Source organism: Enterobacter sp. BRE11 (assembly GCF_031844285.1).
In the GTDB taxonomy this organism is placed as follows: domain Bacteria; phylum Pseudomonadota; class Gammaproteobacteria; order Enterobacterales; family Enterobacteriaceae; genus Pantoea.
On the sequence record NZ_JAUZUX010000009.1, the window covers coordinates 144601 to 164774 of the forward strand.

Consider the following 20174-nt stretch of genomic DNA (forward strand, 5'->3'; position numbering starts at 1 on the left):
CGCACCGGCGCGTGCAGGGGCTAATAACAAGTCGAGCTAACAAAAGGTTGAAAACCACGCTATATAATGCAATTAATAACGACCACCAGGAATCTTATTGCTCTTTACATTATTGTTGAGATGACATAGCACTAATATAAAAGGCAGCGAAAAGGGGGTTTTTAGATTAATAAAAATATTTATTAAGGCGTTCTTTGATTTATATCAACCTCAAAGAGGTCAAACCCTTCCACCTGTTTCAATACAGGTAAAAAATACCTATAATTAGGTAGTTAGTCCTGCCGATGCTATTCCTCATTCCAGCGTTGCTTTGCGCTGCGTCATGAAAGCCCCTACAAATCTTCTTGTTTTTCTGGCTTGCTCAGATAGGCTTATTAACCATTCTACAGGACGGAAGCATTCGCCAAATAAGGGCGCCTGAATAATATTCGTATTTATTCGAAAAAGTCAGGGCTGATTCGGCGTCGTCATCTGATTGCATTCAAATTCGTATTGATACGGATTTATTCAGTTTTTCATAAATGACTTTTTAATTATCACTCGCAGACAGCGGGAGCGATCCGTCTGCTGCTTATCGGGAGGATATGTGAGCGTAAAACCTCATTCCGGGCACGGCGCGCTTGAAAACTGGGCGCCTGAAAATCAACAATTTTGGGAAAGCCGCGGCAAACAGATCGCCCGGCGTAATCTCATTATTTCCGTCTGCGCGCTGCTGCTCGCCTTCTGCGTCTGGATGCTGTTTAGCACCGTTGCCGTTAATTTGAATCGGGTAGGATTTAACTTCACCGTCGATCAACTCTTCTTACTGACCGCATTACCTTCTCTCTCCGGCGCGCTGTTTCGCGTACCCTATTCGTTTGTCGTGCCGGTGGTCGGCGGCCGTCTCTGGACGGTGATCAGCACCGCCGTGCTGATTATCCCCTGCGTCTGGCTCGGCTTTGCGGTGCAAAATCCAGCCACCCCCTACGGCGTATTTATCATCATTTCGCTCTTCTGCGGGCTGGCGGGCGCTAACTTCGCCTCAAGCATGGGCAACATCAGCCTCTTCTATCCCAAAAGCAAACAGGGCTCGGCGCTGGGCATCAACGGCGGCCTCGGCAACCTCGGCGTCAGCGTAATGCAGCTGGTCGCGCCGCTAATCATCGCGGTGCCGTTTTTCGTGGGCGGCGTGACGCTGGAAGATGGCAGCCAGATGTGGCTGGCCAACGCCGCCTGGATCTGGGCACCGCTGCTGGCAATAGCCACCATCGCTGCCTGGGCCGGCATGAACGATATCGCTGGCATGCGCGCCTCGCTGCGCGAACAGCTGCCCGTCTTGAAACAGGGCCACCTCTGGACGCTCGGCATGCTCTATCTGGCAACGTTCGGCTCTTTTATCGGCTTCTCAGCGGGCTTCGCCATGCTGGCGAAAACGCAGTTCCCGCAGATTGACATTGTGCATCTCGCTTTCTTCGGTCCTTTCCTCGGCGCGCTGGCGCGCTCAGCGGGCGGCTTCCTCTCCGACCGTTTCGGCGGGGTGCGCGTGACGGTGATGAGCTTTGCCCTGATGACGCTGTTCTCGGCGCTGGTCTTCTTCACGCTGCCGGGCGCCACTGACGGCTACTTTTTGGGTTTTTATGTCGTCTTTATGGGCCTGTTCCTGGCCTCTGGCCTCGGTAGCGGCTCGACCTTCCAGATGATCGCGGTGATCTTTCGCCAGATCACGCTGGATCGCATGACCGCCAAAGGCCACAGCAAGGAGGAGGCGCAGCACGCCGCCGTCACCGACACCGCCGCCGCGCTGGGCTTTATTTCCGCGCTGGGCGCAGTGGGCGGGTTCTTTATCCCGAAAGCGTTCGGTACCTCGTTGACCCTGACCGGTTCGCCCGTCGGCGCCATGAAAGTTTTTCTGGTCTTTTACATCGTCTGTCTGCTGTTGACCTGGCTGCTGTATGGCCGTCGCAAAACCAATAACAACTAAGCAGAGCATATGAGCACTAACCATACTGGAGATGCGCAATGAGCAAACTTCTCGACCGCTTCCACTATTTCAAACAGAAAGGCGACAGCTTCGCAGAGGGGCACGGTCAGGTCTATAACACCAACCGCGACTGGGAAGAGAGTTACCGGCAGCGCTGGCAATATGACAAAATCGTGCGTTCCACCCACGGCGTAAACTGCACCGGCTCCTGCAGCTGGAAGATCTACGTTAAAAATGGCCTGGTCACCTGGGAGACGCAGCAGACGGACTATCCGCGCACGCGTCCCGACCTGCCTAACCATGAGCCGCGCGGCTGCCCGCGCGGCGCGAGCTACTCCTGGTATCTCTACAGCGCCAACCGGCTGAAATATCCGCTGGTGCGCAAGGTGCTGCTGGAGATGTGGCGCGAGGCGCGGGCGCAGCACAGCGATCCGGTCGACGCCTGGAACGCCATTATGGCGGATAGCGAAAAGAGCAAGATCTATAAATCGCAGCGCGGCCGTGGCGGTTTCGTCCGCGCCAGCTGGCAAGAGCTGAACCCGCTGATCGCCGCCGCCAACATCTGGACCATCAAAAACTACGGCCCCGACCGTATTGCGGGCTTCTCGCCGATCCCGGCGATGTCGATGGTTTCCTATGCGGCGGGCACACGCTATCTGTCGCTGATCGGCGGCACCTGCCTGAGCTTCTATGACTGGTATTGTGACCTGCCGCCCGCCTCGCCGATGACCTGGGGCGAGCAGACCGACGTGCCGGAATCCGCCGACTGGTACAACGCCAACTACATTATCGCCTGGGGCTCCAACGTGCCGCAGACGCGCACCCCGGACGCCCACTTCTTCACCGAAGTGCGCTACAAAGGCACCAAAACGGTGGCGATCACGCCGGACTATTCAGAAGTGGCCAAGCTCTGCGACCAGTGGCTGGCGCCGAAGCAGGGCACCGACAGCGCGCTGGCAATGGCGATGGGCCACGTGATCCTGAACGAGTTCCACCTGAAGCACCCCAGTGACTACTTCCTTAACTACGCGCGTCACTACACCGACATGCCGATGCTGGTGCTGCTGGAGCCGCGCGAAGACGGTAGCTATGTGCCTGGACGCCAGCTGCGCGCGGCGGATCTGGCCGACAACCTGGGCGAAGAGAATAATCCGCAGTGGAAAACCGTCGCCTACAACCAGGAGGGCGAGCTGGTGGCGCCGAACGGTTCCATCGGCTTCCGCTGGGGCGAAAAGGGCAAATGGAACCTCGAACCGAAAGCGGCGGGCACGCCGACGCAGCTGACGCTCTCGCTGCTCGACCGGCGCGATGCGGTGATGGATGTCGCCTTTCCTTATTTCGGCGGCATTGAAAACCCGCATTTCCGCCATGTGAAGCAGGAGGAGGTGCTGCTGCATAAAGTGCCGGTCAAAATGTTGACGCTGGCCGACGGCCGCGAGCTGCCGGTCGCCTCGGTTTATGATTTGACGCTGGCCCACTACGGCCTTGACCGCGGCCTTGACGACGCCAACTGCGCGCGCGACTACAGCGACGTGCGTGCCTATTCGCCCGCCTGGGCGGAGCAGATTTGCGGCGTGCCGCGCAGCCAGATTGAAAAAATCGCGCGCGAATTCGGCGAAACGGCGCATAAAACGCACGGCCGCTCGATGATTATCGTCGGCGCCGGCATGAACCACTGGTATCACATGGATATGAACTACCGTGGGCTGATCAATATGCTGGTGTTCTGCGGCTGCGTCGGTCAGACCGGCGGCGGCTGGGCGCACTATGTCGGTCAGGAGAAGCTGCGTCCGCAAACCGGCTGGACGCCGCTGGCCTTCGCGCTGGACTGGAACCGTCCGCCGCGCCAGATGAACAGCACCTCCTATTTCTATAACCATGCCAGCCAGTGGCGCTTCGAGAAGTTGAAGGTCAGCGAACTGCTGTCGCCTCTCGCCGACGCCAGCCAGTTCAGCGGTCAGCTGATCGATTTCAACGTGCGCGCTGAACGCATGGGCTGGCTACCTTCATCGCCGCAGCTCGACATTAACCCGCTGCGCATCGCCGAAGAGGCGAAACGCGCCGGTCAGTCCGAGCAGGCGTGGACCGTCGAGGCGCTGAAGTCCGGCAAGCTGCGCATGGCGTGTGAAGATCCCGATAACGGCGGCAACCATCCGCGCAACATGTTTATCTGGCGCTCCAACCTGCTCGGTTCGTCGGGCAAAGGTCACGAATATATGCTGCGCTATCTGCTCGGCACAGAGAGCGGCATCCAGGGCGACCCCATCAGCGATGAAAAAGATCGTCCGGAAGAACTGGAGTGGCGCGGCGAAGCGCTGGAAGGCAAGCTCGACCTGCTGGTGACGCTCGATTTCCGCATGTCCAGCACCTGCCTCTTCTCCGATATCGTGCTGCCGACCGCCACCTGGTATGAGAAAGACGATATGAATACCTCGGATATGCATCCGTTTATTCATCCGCTTTCCGCCGCGGTCGATCCCGCCTGGGAATCGAAAAGCGACTGGGAAATTTACAAAGGCATCGCCAAAACCTTCTCAGCACTCTGCGTCGGCCATCTCGCGGAGGAAACCGACGTGGTGCTGCAGCCGCTGCAGCACGACTCGCCCGGCGAACTGGCGGCAGGGGAGGTGCGCGACTGGAAAAAAGGCGAATGCGATCTCATCCCTGGCCAGACCGCGCCGCAGATTATCAGCGTGCAGCGCGACTATCCCGCCGTCTATGAACGCTTTACCTCGGTGGGACCGCTGCTGGAGAAACTGGGCAACGGCGGTAAAGGCATCAGCTGGAACACCGATAAAGAGGTCGAGCTGCTGCGCCGTCTGAACTACACCAAAGCAGACGGCGTCGCCAAAGGTCAGCCGATGATCAACAGCGCTATCGACGCCGCCGAAGTGATTCTGACGCTGGCGCCGGAAACCAACGGCCAGGTGGCCGTAAAAGCATGGCAGGCACTGGGCGAATTCACCGGCCGCGACCATACGCACCTGGCACGGCCGAAAGAAGAGGAGAAGATCCGCTTCCGCGATATTCAGGCGCAGCCGCGCAAAATCATCTCCAGTCCGACATGGTCAGGCCTGGAAGATGAGCATGTCTCCTATAACGCCGGCTACACCAACGTGCATGAGCTTATCCCGTGGCGCACGCTCTCCGGCCGCCAGCAGCTCTATCAGGATCATCCGTGGATGCGCGCTTTCGGCGAAGCCTTCTGCGCCTACCGTCCGCCGGTCGATACGCGCAGCGTGCAGCATCTGGAGCATATTCCCTCTAACGGTTTCCCGGAGAAAGCGCTCAACTTCCTGACGCCGCACCAGAAATGGGGTATTCACTCCACCTACAGCGAAAACCTGCTGATGCTGACCCTGTCGCGCGGCGGGCCGATTGTCTGGATGAGTGAAATCGACGCTAAAGAGCTGGGCATCGAGGATAACGACTGGATCGAGGTCTTTAACGCCAACGGTACGCTGACGGCCCGTGCGGTGGTCAGCCAGCGCGTTCCGGCGGGCATGACCATGATGTATCACGCGCAGGAGCGCCTGATGAATATTCCGGGTTCAGAGATAACCGGCCAGCGCGGCGGCATCCATAACTCGGTCACGCGTACCTGCCCGAAACCAACCCATATGATCGGCGGCTACGCCCAGCTGGCTTACGGCTTTAACTATTACGGCACGGTCGGCTCTAACCGCGACGAATTTATCATGGTACGCAAGATGAACAAGGTGAACTGGCTGGATGACGAAGGCCGCGATCAGGTACAGGAGGCGACAAAATGAAAATCCGCTCTCAGGTCGGCATGGTGTTGAATCTCGATAAGTGCATCGGCTGTCATACCTGTTCCGTCACCTGTAAAAACGTCTGGACCAGCCGTGAAGGGATGGAGTATGCCTGGTTCAATAACGTAGAAAGCAAGCCGGGCGTCGGCTATCCGCACGCCTGGGAAGATCAGGAAAAATGGCGCGGCGGCTGGATCCGCAACATCAAAGGACGGCTGGAGCCGCGCCTCGGCAGCCGCTCCTCAGTGCTGATGAAAATCTTCGCCAACCCGGTGGTGCCGGGCATCGACGATTACTACGAGCCTTTCACCTTCGATTATCAGCATCTGCACACCGCGAAAGCGGGTAAAAGCCAGCCGACGGCGCGCCCGCGCTCGCTGATCAGTGGCCAGCGCATGGACAAAATCCACGGTGGCCCAAACTGGGAAGAGATCCTCGGCGGCGAGTTCAGCAAGCGTTCGGCGGATAAAAATTTCGACGCGATGCAGAAGGAGATGTACGGCCAGTTCGAAAACACCTTCATGATGTATCTGCCGCGCCTGTGCGAGCACTGCCTCAATCCCGCCTGCGCGGCCACCTGTCCGAGCGGCGCCATCTATAAGCGCGAAGAGGACGGTATCGTCCTGATCGATCAGGACAAATGCCGCGGCTGGCGCCTGTGCGTCAGCGGCTGCCCGTACAAAAAGATCTACTTCAACTGGAAAAGCGGCAAGTCGGAGAAGTGCATCTTTTGCTATCCGCGCATCGAGTCAGGCATGCCGACCGTCTGTTCGGAAACCTGCGTTGGCCGCATTCGCTACCTCGGCGTGCTGCTCTATGACGCCGATAAAATTGCCGAAGCGGCCAGCACCGAGCATGAAACCGATCTCTATCAGCGCCAGTGCGACGTTTTCCTCGATCCTTACGATCCGCAGGTGATCGCTGAGGCGCTGGAGCAGGGCATTCCACAAAGCGTTATCGACGCCGCGCAGGCGTCGCCGGTGTGGAAGCTGGCGATGGACTGGAAGCTGGCGCTGCCGCTGCACCCGGAATACCGTACGCTGCCGATGGTCTGGTATGTGCCGCCGCTGTCGCCGATCCAGTCAGTGGTCGACGCGGGCGGGCTGGTGTCGCAGAGCAGCGTGTTGCCGGACGTGGAGAGCCTGCGTATTCCGGTGCAGTATCTTGCCAACCTGCTGACGGCTGGCGACACCGCGCCGGTGCTGCGTGCGCTGAAGCGCATGATGGCGATGCGCCACTACAAACGCGCGCAGAACGTGGACGGCGTCACCGATACCCGCGCCATCGACGAGGTGGGCCTGAGCGAAGCGCAGGTCGAAGAGATGTATCGCTATCTGGCGATCGCCAACTACGAAGACCGCTTTGTGATACCGAGCAGCCATCGCGAGCTGGCGCGCGAGGCCTTCCCGGAACGCAACGGCTGCGGCTTTACCTTTGGCGACGGCTGCCACGGTAGCGACACCAAATTCAACCTGTTCAACAGCCGCCGTATCGACGCGATCAATATCGGCGACAACGCGGGAGGCGAATAATGGCGCTGATTAAAGTGGTTGCCCTGCTGCTGGAGTATCCCGACGAGACGCTCTGGGAGGAGCGGGAGGAGCTGCGCGCGCGAGTCAGCGCGCAGCACCCCGCGCTGCTGCCTTTTATCGACCGCTACTTCAGCACGCCGCCGCTCGATATGCAGGCGGAATGGTGCGCGCTGTTCGAACGCGGCCGCGCCACGTCGCTGCTGCTGTTTGAGCATGTGCACGCGGAGTCGCGCGATCGTGGTCAGGCGATGGTCGATCTGATGGCGCAGTATGAGCGTGCCGGACTGGAGCTGAACTGCCGCGAGCTGCCGGACTATCTGCCGCTCTATCTGGAATATCTCAGCATGCAGCCGGAAGCGGAGGCGCAGCAGGGCCTGCTGGATGTGGCGCCCATTCTGGCTCTGATTGGCGGCCGTCTGAAAGAGCGCGACAGCGACTTCAGCGCCCTGTTCGATACGCTGCTCAAGGTCGCGAACAGTTCGCTGAGCAGCGAAAGCGTGGCGGCGCAGGTCGCCAGCGAGGCGCGCGACGACACCCCGGCCGCCATGGATGCGGTCTGGGAGGAGGAGCAGGTGAAGTTTATCGACGACAGCGCCTGCGACAGCTCGGCGCAACAGCAACATCAGCGGCGCTTTTACCATGACACCGCGCCACACTATCTCGATCTCTCTGCTGGAGGAACAGCCTGATGCACTATTTAAACGTGTTGTTCTTTGATATCTATCCCTACCTGTGCGGCACCGTGTTCCTGATAGGGAGCTGGCTGCGTTACGACTATGGCCAGTACACCTGGCGCGCCTCATCCAGCCAGATGCTGGACAAAAAAGGCATGCGCTTCGCGTCGAACGTATTTCATATCGGCATTCTCGGCATCTTCTTCGGCCATCTGTTCGGTCTGCTGACGCCGCACTGGATGTATGAACCCTTTCTTGCCATCGCCACCAAGCAGAGAATTGCGATGGGCGCGGGCGGCGTGTTCGGCATCATGACGCTGGTTGGTGGCTTTCTGCTGCTCAAACGTCGCCTGCTGAACCCGCGCATTCGCGCCACCTCGACGCGCGCCGATATCGTCATCCTCGGCATACTGGTGGTGCAGTGCACCCTGGGCCTGTCGTCGATTCTCTTCTCTATGCATCACCTCGACGGGGTGGGCATGATGAAGCTGGTTGGCTGGGCACAGGCGATCGTGACCTTCCAGGGCAACGCCTCGCACTGGCTGGATGGGGTAGAGTGGATTTACCGCGTACATCTGATCCTCGGCATGACCATTTTCCTGGTGTTTCCGTTCACGCGTCTGGTTCATGTCTGGAGCGCGCCGGTAGAGTATTTTACCCGTCGTTACCAGGTCGTGCGTGCCCGTCGCTGATGCTTCCCTTGCGCCAGCCCAGCCTGCGGCTGGCGCACTTTTGCTCCCGCCGCTGATTGACTTTTCCGTAACACCGCCACGTCTTTACAGTAACTTAATCAACACCGCTTTGTTTAATTTACTTAACATTTTTATTAACTCTTTTAGATTAGGCGCTGTGACAAGGATCGCCTTTCTCCCTACGCTTAAGCCAGGTAATAATAAAAGGTGAAGCGTGCATGTTAATAAAAATGAAGCGAGAGCGTTCCCACACCGAAGACCGCTATCTTGCTGTCTGGCTCGCCACGGCGGCCGGTTTGCTGAATGCGATGGCGCTAGGCGCGTTTGGTTTTTTCCCCTCGCATATGTCGGGCAACACCTCGCAGCTTTCCAGCGAGGTGAATAACAGCGATCTGCGCGATCTTACCTTTCTCGGCTGCCTGCTACTGGCCTTTGTGGCGGGCGCGGTTACCGCACGGCTGGCGGTAATCGCCGGTCTGAAATACAACCTGCGTACCATTTTCTGTCAGGTGCTGGTGGCAGAGGGGATTGCGCTGCTGTGTCTCTCGCTGTTTGAAATCTTTTTCTACTCCTCCGGCAATAACCGTGAAGTGCTGGTGCTGCTCGGTTTTCTGATGGGCGTGCACAACTCTACCTCGACGCAATTGTCTAACGGACGCGTGCGCGCGACGCATATTACCGGCACGCTGACCGATGCCGGCATTTCGCTCGCCTCGGTCATCAGCGCCATGCTGCGCCGCGATCCGTCGAAGAACGCACATGCGCAAAAGAAGCAGCTCAAAACGCACCTGACGACGATTTTCTCTTTTCTTGGCGGCGGCATCGCCGGACTCTGGCTGTTCCGGCTGGCGGGTTTTCACGCCATGGCGGCGCTGAGCGCGGTGCTTATTTTGCTGGCGCTGGCTTCAATGATACTGACGTTAATGAAGGTCAAAAGAACCCTGCTGATCAACACGCGTAGCGCGAAATGATTATCTAAAAGAGCAGACATGAGAGCGATAATTTTTCTCAATCTGGGCATCTTTAGCCGATAGCCGGAGCGTTAAGGGAAAAGCTTATCGCTTTTTTTTCGTCCGAAATAAGAATTATCGCCAGGTTATTTCAGGAAGAACAATAAAACCAGATTAAAGGCCAGACAGGCGAATTTATATTAAGAGTAAGGCGCATGCAAAATTCAAAAGCGTTAAATTAATCACATATCTTTAAAAAAATAAATAATACACCTTTTCATCGCAATAGCACAATGCTAAGGTTTCCCCGTTTTCACGTCAGGATTGTGACTGTTTACAGGCAAAACCTGAACGCCCTATGGCATCAGCCAGTACAGGGCGTTCAGGTTTTTTTTGCTCTGGCCTTTTTAACAGGCAAAACCGGGTTTGCGCTCAGGGCAGTAACAAACTGCTGGCCGCAGAAACAGGCGTTAAATAAACAGATTAAATAATAAAAGGGGCTTCGATAAAGCCCCTGCGTTCGGTTTCGAGATAAATAATGATTTGCAGGGTGTGATTATGGATAAAAATACTCGCTATAAACTGTGTTCGATTGAGTTGTTACTCGTTTCCCCATTGAGTATCGCTCAGGAGTGGAACAGCACGGTATTAGGTTTTGATACGCCGCCAGCCCCCGTTCTCGGCGATATATTCGGTATTCGTCCAGCGCTGAGTAAAAATGGATTTTCTTTTAACTTTGGCTATCTGAATGAAATAGTCTGGAACGGCGGCGGTGGCTATAACCATAATTCCCATGTCGCCTACATCGATCAGTTTGCGCTGACCTTTAATCAGGACCTTGAGCGCTGGACGGGGATACCGGATGCGCGGCTTGAGGGGAATATTGTTAACCGTAACCACGATGACAACCTCACCACTAAACGCGTGCAGGATCCTCGCGTTAACGTGAATGACCTGACGCAGGAGAGCTGGGGCGGCCACGCCATCACGCGTCTGGGCTGGCTAACCTTTTCCCGCAGCTTTGACGACCGACGTCTGACCTGGCGCATCGGGATGATGAATAAGGTGCAGACCTTTGATCAGATTATTCCCTGTGATTTCCAGATACTCTCTCAGTGTGGCGGGAAGTCGGCCAACTCGCTTACCTGGAGCAACTGGAACGTACACACCTGGGGCACAACGCTTGCGTATAAAGTGACACCCAGCGTCACCGTAAAAGGCGGCGTAATGGAGCAGAATCCTGCGGCTTCCAGTCAGGGCCATGCCTGGAGCTGGTCTACCAGCGGCAGCAAAGGGATACTGTTGCCGGTCGAAATAGAAACGCGTCCGCTCATTAACGGCCTGCCAGGCGCCTATAACATCGGTGTCGTGTTGACTAATGCGTCGCAAACCGATCTCTATCGCGGTAAATCGGGTGGGGCGGGCGCCACGGATTCGCATGGCTATAAAAAATATCACCGAACAGGGTTTATGTACGCCGGGCTGAACCAGCAGCTCACGCAGCTTAAAGGCGACGCGAATCGGGGATTAAGCGCGTCTGCCAGCATGAGCCTGGCCGATCAGAGAAGCAACTATATGCACCAGGTGTATGCCGCCTCGCTGCGCTACCGAGGGCTTTTTGACGCTCGGCCTGCGGACTGGATGGGCGTTGGTCTCACCTGGATTGATATGAGCAGCCACTATGCACGCCATCAGCGTGACATTAACGCGCTGAGCAGCGCGTCGGCAGCATTGATGCCAGGTCATTCGCTAAACGGCGAGTTTTACTACCGCTTCCGTCCGGTATCCTGGCTGGAACTCCAGCCGGGCATTCAGTACTGGCATCATCCAAGTGGGATACGACAAACGCAGGATGCCTGGGTAACCGAGTTAAAAACCGTGATATCTTTTTGATTTTGCTTAGGCAATACCGATCAACTTCACGTTTTTATCTCTGGGGCGTTGAGGCAGAAAATGCAGCTGATAAAGTGCCTCCACTGGATTGTGACTGCTCAGGCAGGCAAAACCTGATTTCTGGCATCAGCCGGAAGTCAGGTTTTTTTGTTTCTGAGGTTTCCATGAAAATCGCCAAGGTTCTTAATAATAATGTCGTGATCGTTCTGGATGAACGCGGGCGCGAGCAGGTCGTCATGGGTCGAGGTCTGGCCTTTCAAAAGCGCGTCGGTGCAGATCTCGATGTCACGCTGATTGAAAAGGTTTTTGCGCTGCAAAGCGATGAACTGGTGCGTCGGCTGAGCGAACTGCTGAGCCAAATTCCGCTGGAGGTGATGACCACCTGTGACCGCATTATTGAACTGGCGACGCAGCGGCTGGGGAAATTGCAGGAGAGTTTGTATATTACCCTCACGGACCACTGCTACTTTGCTATCGAACGGCAGCATAAAGGGTTGGCAATCAATAATGTCCTGCTTTGGGATATCAAGCGACTCTATCCCAGAGAGTTCGCGCTGGGGCAGGAGGCGCGGGCCATCATTGCCAGGCGGCTGAATGTCGAGCTGGCGGAAGATGAGGCCGGGTTTATCGCACTGCACCTGGTGACCGCACAGCTGAACAGTGAAATGCCTGAAGTGATGCAGGTGAGCCGCATCATGCAGGAACTCCTTCAGTTGGTGAAATACCAGCTGCGACTCGAATATGACGAAGAGGCGCTAAGCTATCAGCGTTTTGTGATCCACCTGAAGTTTTTTGCACAGCGCATATTAACCCGCACCGTGGTGGAAGATGACGATGTCTCGCTGCAAACGGCTATAAAAGATAACTACCCGAAAGCCTGGCAATGCGCCGATAAAATTGCGCAGCACCTGCATAAAAGCTATCAGCGTGAACTGACCACCGAAGAAATTATGTTCCTCGCGATTCATATTGAGCGGGTGAGAAAAGAGGGGCATTAAACCTCAACAACCGGATTGTTACTGCACAACGCAGGCAAAACCTGAGCGCGGCCTTCGCAAGAAGGATGCGCTCGGGTTTTTTTATTTTCATAAGCAAGTAATCTGCTGCCCGAGGGCATCGTACATAAGGATATTGAGATGGAATACCAGGCTTTAGCGAAGGATATTCTCGATCGCGTTGGTGGAAAAGAGAACATCCTCAGTCTTGTACACTGCGCTACCCGGCTTCGCTTCAAACTCAAAGATAGCCAGAAAGCAGATGCGGAAGGACTGAAGAAAAACAGGGACGTCATCATGGTGGTCGAAAGCGGCGGCCGGTTTCAGGTGGTCATTGGCAATCAGGTTCACGACGTCTGGCAGGCGGTACGTCTTGCAGCAGGGCTGACGGATGATGCGCGCACGCAGGAGGATAAGGGGGAAAAGAGCAACATTCTGGGCCGACTGATTGACCTCGTCTCCGGCATTTTTACGCCATTTCTCGGCGTGCTGGCGGCCTCCGGCATCCTGAAAGGACTGCTGGCGCTGGCGGTCGTCTGCGGCTGGCTGACCACGGACAGCGGCACCTATAAAATTTGGTTCGCCGCAAGTGATGCGCTGTTCTTCTTCTTTCCGCTGGTACTGGGCTACACCGCCGGAATGAAATTTGGCGGCAATCCCTTTATCACCATGGTAATCGGTGGGGCGCTTACCCATCCGATGATGATTGATGCGTTCAATGCCAGCCAGCAGACAGGGGCGCTGGCAGATACGTTTCTCAGTGTCCCAATCACCTGGTTCAATTACAGTTCGTCAGTGATCCCAGTCATCCTTGCGGCCTGGGTGAGCTGCTGGCTGGAAAAAAAGAGTACGGCGCTGCTGCCGCCATCAATGAAAAACTTCTTCGCCCCGCTGATCTGCTTAGGCGTCACCGTACCGCTAACCTTCCTGGCGATCGGGCCGCTGGCGACCTTGCTAAGTCAAACGCTTGCGCATGGCTATCAGTGGATTTTCACACTGGCGCCGTGGCTGGCAGGGGCGGCATTAGGCGCGCTGTGGCAGGTGTGCGTGATCTTCGGCCTGCATTGGGGACTGGTGCCGCTGATGATCAACAACCTGGCGGTGCTCGGTAATGACTCCATGCTGCCGATGCTGCTGCCTGCCGTGTTCGGCCAGGTCGGTGCGGCGCTAGGGGTTTTTCTGCGTACTCGCGATGCACGGCTCAAGATGCTGGCAGGTTCGTCCGTCGCGTCAGGGGTTTTCGGTATTACTGAGCCTGCGGTCTACGCTGTTAACCTCCCGCTGCGTCGTCCGTTTTTTTGGGGCTGTGTCGCAGGCGCTATCGGCGGGGCGATTGTCGGCTTTAGCGATACCCGCGCTTATTCCTTCGGCTTCGCCAATATCTTTACCATTGCCCAGGAAATTCCACCGCACGGTGTGGATGCTACGCTCTGGGGCGGCATTATCGGCACTCTGGTCGCGCTGGTGCTGAGCTGTGGCCTGACGCTGATGGCGGGGATGTCGGCTCAGGCAGCACAGAAGACGGCGGTGCCAAAAGCTGCCGGTGAAAATGATGTGCTCTCTCCGATGTCGGGCGCTGTTGTGGCGCTTCATCGCGTGCCCGATACCGCCTTTGCCAGCGGGCTTTTAGGCAAAGGCGTCGCGATTATTCCCTCCGTTAATAGAGTAGTGTCCCCGTTTGCAGGTGAAGTGGCCTCTCTCTTCCAGACCAAACACGCCATCGGCCTGCTCAGTCATAGCGGTATTGAAATCTTGATCCATGTCGGAATCGACACGGTGAAGCTCGACGGCCGGTTTTTCACCGCCTGCGTGAAGGTGGGCGACAAGGTGCAGCCGGGTGACCTTCTGCTGGAGTTTGATCGCCAGGCCATTATTGATGCCGGATACGACCTGACAACACCCATCATCATCAGCAACAGCGACCAGTACAGTGACGTGGCGACCGTGGCGGGCACCTCCGTTGACATCGGCGCACCGTTACTCAGCCTACGTCATCAATAACAGGAGAACCTCATGAAGACGTTTCCAAAGAATTTTTTATGGGGCGGCGCGCTAGCCGCAAATCAGGTAGAAGGCGCTTACATGGAAGAGGGTAAAGGCTTATCCACGTCAGACGTCCAGCCACAGGGTATCTTTGGTCCCGTAGTGGAGCGCGTGGCGGGTGACAGCACCATTAAGGATGTTGCCATCGATTTTTATCACCGTTATCCGGAAGACATCAGCCTTTTTGCTGAAATGGGCTTTAGCTGCCTGCGCATCTCCCTGGCCTGGACGCGTATTTTTCCCAACGGGGACGAGCAGCAGCCAAACGAAGCGGGTCTGGCCTATTACGACCGTTTACTTGACGAACTGGCCGCTTGTGGCATTACGCCAATGGTCACCTTGTCCCACTATGAAATGCCGTGGGAGCTGGTAAAACGCTATGGTGGCTGGGGTAATCGTCAAACCATTGACTTCTTTGAACGCTATGCCCGTACGCTGTTCACACGCTATCAAAACAAGGTCAAGCTATGGCTGACCTTTAACGAAATCAACATGTCCTTGCATGCACCGCTGACCGGCGTCGGTTTACCGGCGGGCAGCAGCAGAAGTGAGATTTATCAGGCTATTCATCATCAGCTGGTTGCCAGTGCTCGTGTGGTGAGGGCCTGCCACGAAATTATTCCGGACGCCAGAATCGGCAACATGCTGCTCGGGGGGCTGATGTATCCCCTGACCTGCAAGCCGGAAGACGTATTTGAAGCGATGCAGGAAAACCGGAGCTGGCAATTCTTCGGCGACGTACAGTGCCGGGGAGCCTACCCCGGCTATATGCTGCGCTTTTTCCGCGATAACGGCATTCAGCTTCAGTTCACTGACGCTGACGACGAGGCGCTGAAAACAACCGTCGATTTTATCTCCTTTAGCTACTACATGACGGGCTGCGTGACCGCGGATAAAGCGTTGCATCAGCAGAAGCGTGGAAATGTGCTGAACATGGTGCCCAACCCGCATCTTGCCAGCTCAGAGTGGGGCTGGCAGATTGATCCTCTTGGCCTGCGTACGCTGCTGAATGTATTGTGGGATCGCTATCAAAAGCCGCTGTTTATTGTGGAAAACGGACTTGGCGCGAAGGACACCCCCGATGCCAATGGCGTAGTGAAGGATGATTATCGTATCTGCTACCTGAACGACCACCTGGTGCAGGTGCGGGAAGCGATTGAAGACGGCGTTGAGGTTATGGGCTATACCAGCTGGGGACCTATCGATCTGGTCAGCGCATCAAAAGCTGAGTTTCCAAACGCTACGGTTTTATCTATGTTGACCGTGATGACAGCGGAATGGGCACGCTGGCGCGCAGCCGCAAGAAAAGTTTTAACTGGTATAAAGAGGTGATCGCCACCCACGGCGCATCACTGAAAGAGTAATTTCTTCCCAATAAAAAAGCCGATAACCTGCGTTATCGGCTTTCGCTTATGCCTGGTAGAGTTTAACCCACCAGCGGCTTCGCGGTTTTCTCAACCAGCGCCAGCAGGACTTTTACATCTTCCAGCGTCACGGTAGGGTTAAGCAGCGTCAGCTTCAGGCAGGTCACGCCGTTGTGCTCAGTTACGCCGACGTTGGCGCGGCCCGATTCCAGCAGCGCGTCGCCAATCCGCTGATTCAGCAGCGCAGTTTCAGCCAGATCGTGACAGCCGCTTTCCGGATGGAAGCGGAACAGCACGCTCGCCAGCTGCGGCTTCATCACCAGCTCCAGCAGCGGATGGGCGCTGATATATTTCGCCGCCTGCTGGGCGAGGGTAACGCCGTGATCGATGATCGCCGCGTACTGCTTCTGACCCAGCGCTTCCAGGCCCATCCACAGCTTCAGCGCGTCGAAACGGCGCGTGGTCTGCAGCGATTTAGACACCAGGTTTGGCACACCCGCCTCTTCGTCGAACTCAGAGTTCAGGTAAGCCGCCTGATAACGCATCAGCTCGTAGTTCGCCGCGTCTTTCAGCAGGAACGCGCCGCAGCTGATGGTCTGGAAATATTGCTTGTGGAAGTCCAGGGTAACAGAATCCACCAGCTCAAGGCCGTCCAGATAGTCGCGATATTTCTCCGACAGCAGCAGCGCGCCGCCCCATGCCGCATCGACGTGCACCCAGATTTGGTTCTGGGCCGCCAGCGCGGCGATGTCGCGCAGCGGATCGATAGCGCCGGCGTCGGTGGTGCCTGCGGTAGCGACAATCGCCAGAATCTGATCGCCGTTGGCTTTCGCCTGGGCAATCCTCTCTGCCAGATCGGTCACATCCATACGCGCGTATTCGTCGGTTTTAATCTGGGTTACACACTGGTAGCCCAGGCCGAGCAGCGCCATATTTTTCTGCACGGAGAAGTGCGCGTTTTCGGAGCAGAACACCTTCAGCTTGCGCAGGTCGCCCACCAGACCATCCTGCTGAACAGAGTGGCCCTGACGCGCAAAGAACGCGTCGCGCGCCAGCATCAGGCCCATCAGGTTGCTCTGCGTACCGCCGCTGGTGAACACGCCCGCGTCGCCCGCTTCATAGCCAACCTGGGCGCGCAGCCACTCGATCAGCTTCATCTCGATGATGGTCGCCGACGGGCTCTGGTCCCAGGAGTCCATGCTCTGGTTGGTGGCGTTGATCAGCACTTCCGCCGCCTGGCTGACCACCAGGCTTGGGCAGTGAAGATGCGCCACGCACTGCGGATGATGCACCGCCAGGCTGTCTTTCAGGAAGAACTCAACCGCGCGCTCGATGGCGGCCTGGTTGCCCAGGCCGGTCGGGTTGAAGTCCAGCGCGATACGCTCGCGCAGTTCCGCGACAGTTTTGCCCTGATACATTTCAGGCTGCTTCAGCCACTCGACGACGGCTTTGCTGCTCTGCTCAATAACCTGCTGGTAGGCTTCGATGCTCTGCGCCGAGCCCGCCAGGATCGGATTTAATTCAGACATGATCGCATTCCGCTCCACTTAAACCGGCTGCACGCCAGCGGCCAGCAGCGCCTGCTCGAACTTGTCGAGGAACACGTCCAGCTCCTGGTCAGTGATCAGCAGGGAAGGCAGCAGACGCAGCACGCAGCCGTGACGGCCGCCGCGCTCGAGGATCAGGCCCGCTTCAAAGCACTTCTTCTGCAGCAGCGCAGAGAGATCGCCGTCCGCCGGATAGCAGCCCAACTGGTCTTTGGCTTCGTTCGGCTTGACGATCTCGATGCCGATCATCAGACCCAGGCCGCGGACGTGACCGATCACCGGGAAGCGATGTTGCATCTCGGCCAGTTTGCCTTTCAGCCACTCGCCTTGCTGCGCCACTTTGTCGGCGATGTTCTGCTCTTTCAGGATCTTCAGCGTGGTGAGGCCGGTCGCCATCGCCAGCTGGTTGCCGCGGAAGGTGCCGGTATGGTGACCCGGCGCCCAGGCGTCGAACTGCTTTTTAATGCCCAGCACGGCGAGCGGCAGGCCGCCGCCGACGGCTTTCGACATCACGATAATGTCTGGCTGAATGCCGGCGTGCTCGAAGGCGAAGAATTTGCCGGTGCGCGCGAAGCCCGCCTGCACTTCGTCGATGATCAGCAGAATGCCGTGCTCTTCGGTGACTTTACGGATGCGCTGCAGCCACTCGGCTGGCGCCGGGTTCACGCCGCCTTCGCCCTGAACCGCTTCCAGGATCACCGCCGCAGGTTTGCGCACGCCGCTTTCCACGTCGTTGATCAGGTTTTCGAAGTAGTAGGTCAGCGCTTTCACGCCCGCTTCACCGCCAATGCCTAGCGGGCAACGGTAGAGGTGCGGGTAAGGCATAAACTGGACTTCAGGCATCATGCCGTTGACCGCTTCTTTCGGCGACAGGTTGCCGGTGACGGAGAGCGCGCCGTGGGTCATGCCGTGGTAGCCGCCGGAGAAGGCGATAACGCCTGAACGACCGGTGGCTTTTTTCGCCAGCTTGATCGCCGCTTCAACCGCGTCCGCGCCGGACGGGCCGGTGAACTGCAGTTTGTACTCTTTGCCCTGACCAGGCAGCAGCGACAGCAGATATTCAGAGAACGCATCTTTTAATGGCGTTGTCAGATCGAGAGTATGTAACGGCAAGCCGCTGGTAATGACATTTTGGATGCTCTGCAGCACGTCAGGATGATTGTGACCCAGCGCCAGCGTACCCGCACCGGCCAGGCAGTCGAGGTACTCTTTATTGTCGGCGTCGGTGATCCATACGCCTTTCGCCTGGGTGATCGCTAACGGTAACTTGCGGGGATAACTTCTGACGTTTGATTCGAACTCAGCCTGACGGGCCAAATAGGTTTCATTGTTTGCGTTTGAAGTGGCATCTAAAGAATCAATACGGACTTTATCCGTCATCATATCTCTCCTACAACCGGGGCAATCGTCTGTGCCGCAGTTGAATGAATGTTAAAAATTCGGGTTACCTGATTTTAGGCGCGGCCAATATAGAGCTTTTGCGATTCGGGCTCAATCTTTTATTTTGTTTAGATTTGTTCGCGCTTATTTATAATCAGCTGTGCCTGCCTTACGACCTGACCGTAAAGCATGCGCGGGCCTGATGACGCCTGTGTTAAGACAGTGTGACGGCGCAACGTTGCCGGTGAGCTTAACCGCAGTAAAAAACGCTAACCGGAGAGGAAACAGGCCATTAAAGGCGCTTTTTGTTGACGTATTAAACAAATGACGCGATGAAAATTATCACCCCATAAATTAATACGCAGCGCGAAGGTTAAGTTATATAAAAGACTTAACCTTACGTGCCGGAAACATATTTAAACTAAATTTTTTAAAGCGGGAATTTTTAGCGCAGCAGCGAAGGAAGCAGCATAGCGGAAACGGCGTCATGCAGCAGGCGCTGCGCCTGCGCATCCAGACTGCGGTTCTGCCACAGCGTAATGCCGATACGGCCCGCCGCAGGCAGCGTCCCGTCCAGGATATGCAGGCTGTGCGGCAGCCCGATGGGCGAGCGCAGCGTGATGCCGAGGCCCGCCTGTACGGCCGCCCAGATGCCGCTCAGGCTCGGGCTGGTAAAGACGACGCGCCACGGAATACCTGCCCGATCCAGCGCGGCGATGGCGCGGGATCGCATCTGGCAGGGCGCGTCAAACATCACCAGCGGTAAAGGTTCGCCGCCCGCCAGCAGCGTCCTGAGTTCTTTCTGCGGCGAGGCGATCCACACCAGCGGAGACTCCCCCAGGAACGCACTCTCATCGAGCGCCTGCTCGGGCTGCCACAGCAGCGCGATATCGAGCTGCTTCTCTATCGCCGCCTGACGCAGCGCGCGGTTGCGGTCTATGCGCGCCGTGATATTGAGACCCGGATGCTGACCAGCGAGCTGGCCGAGCAGCGCGGGCATCAGCGATTCGCCAAAATCTTCCTGCATGCCGATACGCAGCTCGCCCTGCAGCAGCTCGCCGCGCATGGCGCGCTGCGCTTCATCGTTGAGCGCCAGCAGGCGGCGCGCGTAGCTCAGCAGCCTCTCGCCAGCGGGCGTCAGCGCCAGTTTGCGCCCCTGTTTCACCACCAGTTCGGTACCGCACTGCGCTTCCAGCTTTTTGAGCTGCGCGCTGACGGCGGAGGTTGAGCGGCAGAGCCGCTGGGCGGCGAGCGCAAAGCTGTCGCATTCAATGCCCGTTACAAAGCTGCGCAGCGCATCCATATCGAGAGAAACTGGAAGTTTGTTCATACCGTCCTGATTTTCGGGATTACCCGTGCTGAATAATTTGA

12 protein-coding genes and 1 pseudogene are annotated in these 20174 nt (G+C 57.0%); 10 read left to right on the forward strand and 3 right to left on the reverse strand.

Annotated features, from left to right (window positions below):
• The first annotated feature begins 586 nt into the window (after positions 1 to 586).
• The 10 genes and pseudogenes from Q9R34_RS11445 to Q9R34_RS11490 all read left to right on the forward strand — a co-directional run bounded on the left by Q9R34_RS11445 (position 587) and on the right by Q9R34_RS11490 (position 15876).
• Positions 587 to 1960 (forward strand): NarK family nitrate/nitrite MFS transporter, encoded by a 1374-nt coding sequence (locus Q9R34_RS11445; RefSeq protein ID WP_485893773.1) that lies wholly within the window; start codon positions 587 to 589, stop codon positions 1958 to 1960.
• A 38-nt stretch (positions 1961 to 1998) separates the two neighbouring features.
• Entirely contained in the window at positions 1999 to 5733 is a 3735-nt protein-coding gene (locus Q9R34_RS11450; protein ID WP_485893775.1) for a nitrate reductase subunit alpha, read from the forward strand.
• Positions 5730 to 7265: a nitrate reductase subunit beta gene (gene narH, locus Q9R34_RS11455; RefSeq protein ID WP_485893777.1), complete on the forward strand. Its 1536-nt coding sequence runs from the start codon at positions 5730 to 5732 to the stop codon at positions 7263 to 7265. The genes Q9R34_RS11450 and narH overlap by 4 nt, the downstream gene beginning before the upstream one ends.
• A complete protein-coding gene (gene narJ, locus Q9R34_RS11460; RefSeq protein WP_485893779.1) occupies positions 7265 to 7954 on the forward strand; it encodes a nitrate reductase molybdenum cofactor assembly chaperone in 690 nt (229 codons plus the stop codon). The genes narH and narJ overlap by 1 nt, the downstream gene beginning before the upstream one ends.
• Positions 7951 to 8631 (forward strand): respiratory nitrate reductase subunit gamma, encoded by a 681-nt coding sequence (gene narI, locus Q9R34_RS11465; RefSeq protein WP_485893880.1) that lies wholly within the window; start codon positions 7951 to 7953, stop codon positions 8629 to 8631. The genes narJ and narI overlap by 4 nt, the downstream gene beginning before the upstream one ends.
• Before the next feature lie 218 nt (positions 8632 to 8849).
• The gene (locus Q9R34_RS11470) at positions 8850 to 9602 is read left to right on the forward strand and encodes a YoaK family protein (protein WP_434123732.1); all 753 of its coding nucleotides are present in this window, start codon (positions 8850 to 8852) and stop codon (positions 9600 to 9602) included.
• 537 nt (positions 9603 to 10139) lie between these two features.
• Complete coding sequence (locus tag Q9R34_RS11475) at positions 10140 to 11474, forward strand: carbohydrate porin (RefSeq protein WP_485893782.1); 1335 nt, start codon at positions 10140 to 10142, stop codon at positions 11472 to 11474.
• A gap of 164 nt (positions 11475 to 11638) precedes the next feature.
• Positions 11639 to 12472: a transcriptional antiterminator BglG gene (gene bglG, locus Q9R34_RS11480; protein ID WP_485893882.1), complete on the forward strand. Its 834-nt coding sequence runs from the start codon at positions 11639 to 11641 to the stop codon at positions 12470 to 12472.
• A gap of 138 nt (positions 12473 to 12610) precedes the next feature.
• Positions 12611 to 14470 carry a PTS beta-glucoside transporter subunit IIABC gene (bglF, locus tag Q9R34_RS11485; RefSeq protein ID WP_485893784.1) on the forward strand — a complete coding sequence of 620 codons (1860 nt, stop codon included), beginning with the start codon at positions 12611 to 12613 and terminating at the stop codon, positions 14468 to 14470.
• Between the two features lie 12 nt (positions 14471 to 14482).
• Positions 14483 to 15876: pseudogene (locus Q9R34_RS11490) on the forward strand (glycoside hydrolase family 1 protein).
• Between the two features lie 62 nt (positions 15877 to 15938).
• Here the strand turns inward: Q9R34_RS11490 and Q9R34_RS11495 are convergent.
• The 3 genes from Q9R34_RS11495 to Q9R34_RS11505 all read right to left on the reverse strand — a co-directional run bounded on the left by Q9R34_RS11495 (position 15939) and on the right by Q9R34_RS11505 (position 20133).
• Positions 15939 to 17405: a pyridoxal phosphate-dependent decarboxylase family protein gene (locus tag Q9R34_RS11495; protein WP_485893786.1), complete on the reverse strand. Its 1467-nt coding sequence runs from the start codon at positions 17403 to 17405 to the stop codon at positions 15939 to 15941.
• Between the two features lie 18 nt (positions 17406 to 17423).
• On the reverse strand, positions 17424 to 18806 hold the full coding sequence (locus Q9R34_RS11500) for a diaminobutyrate--2-oxoglutarate transaminase (RefSeq protein ID WP_485893788.1): 1383 nt from the start codon (positions 18804 to 18806) through the stop codon (positions 17424 to 17426).
• A gap of 442 nt (positions 18807 to 19248) precedes the next feature.
• Entirely contained in the window at positions 19249 to 20133 is an 885-nt protein-coding gene (locus tag Q9R34_RS11505) for a LysR substrate-binding domain-containing protein (RefSeq protein ID WP_485893790.1), read from the reverse strand.
• Positions 20134 to 20174 lie beyond the last annotated feature (41 nt).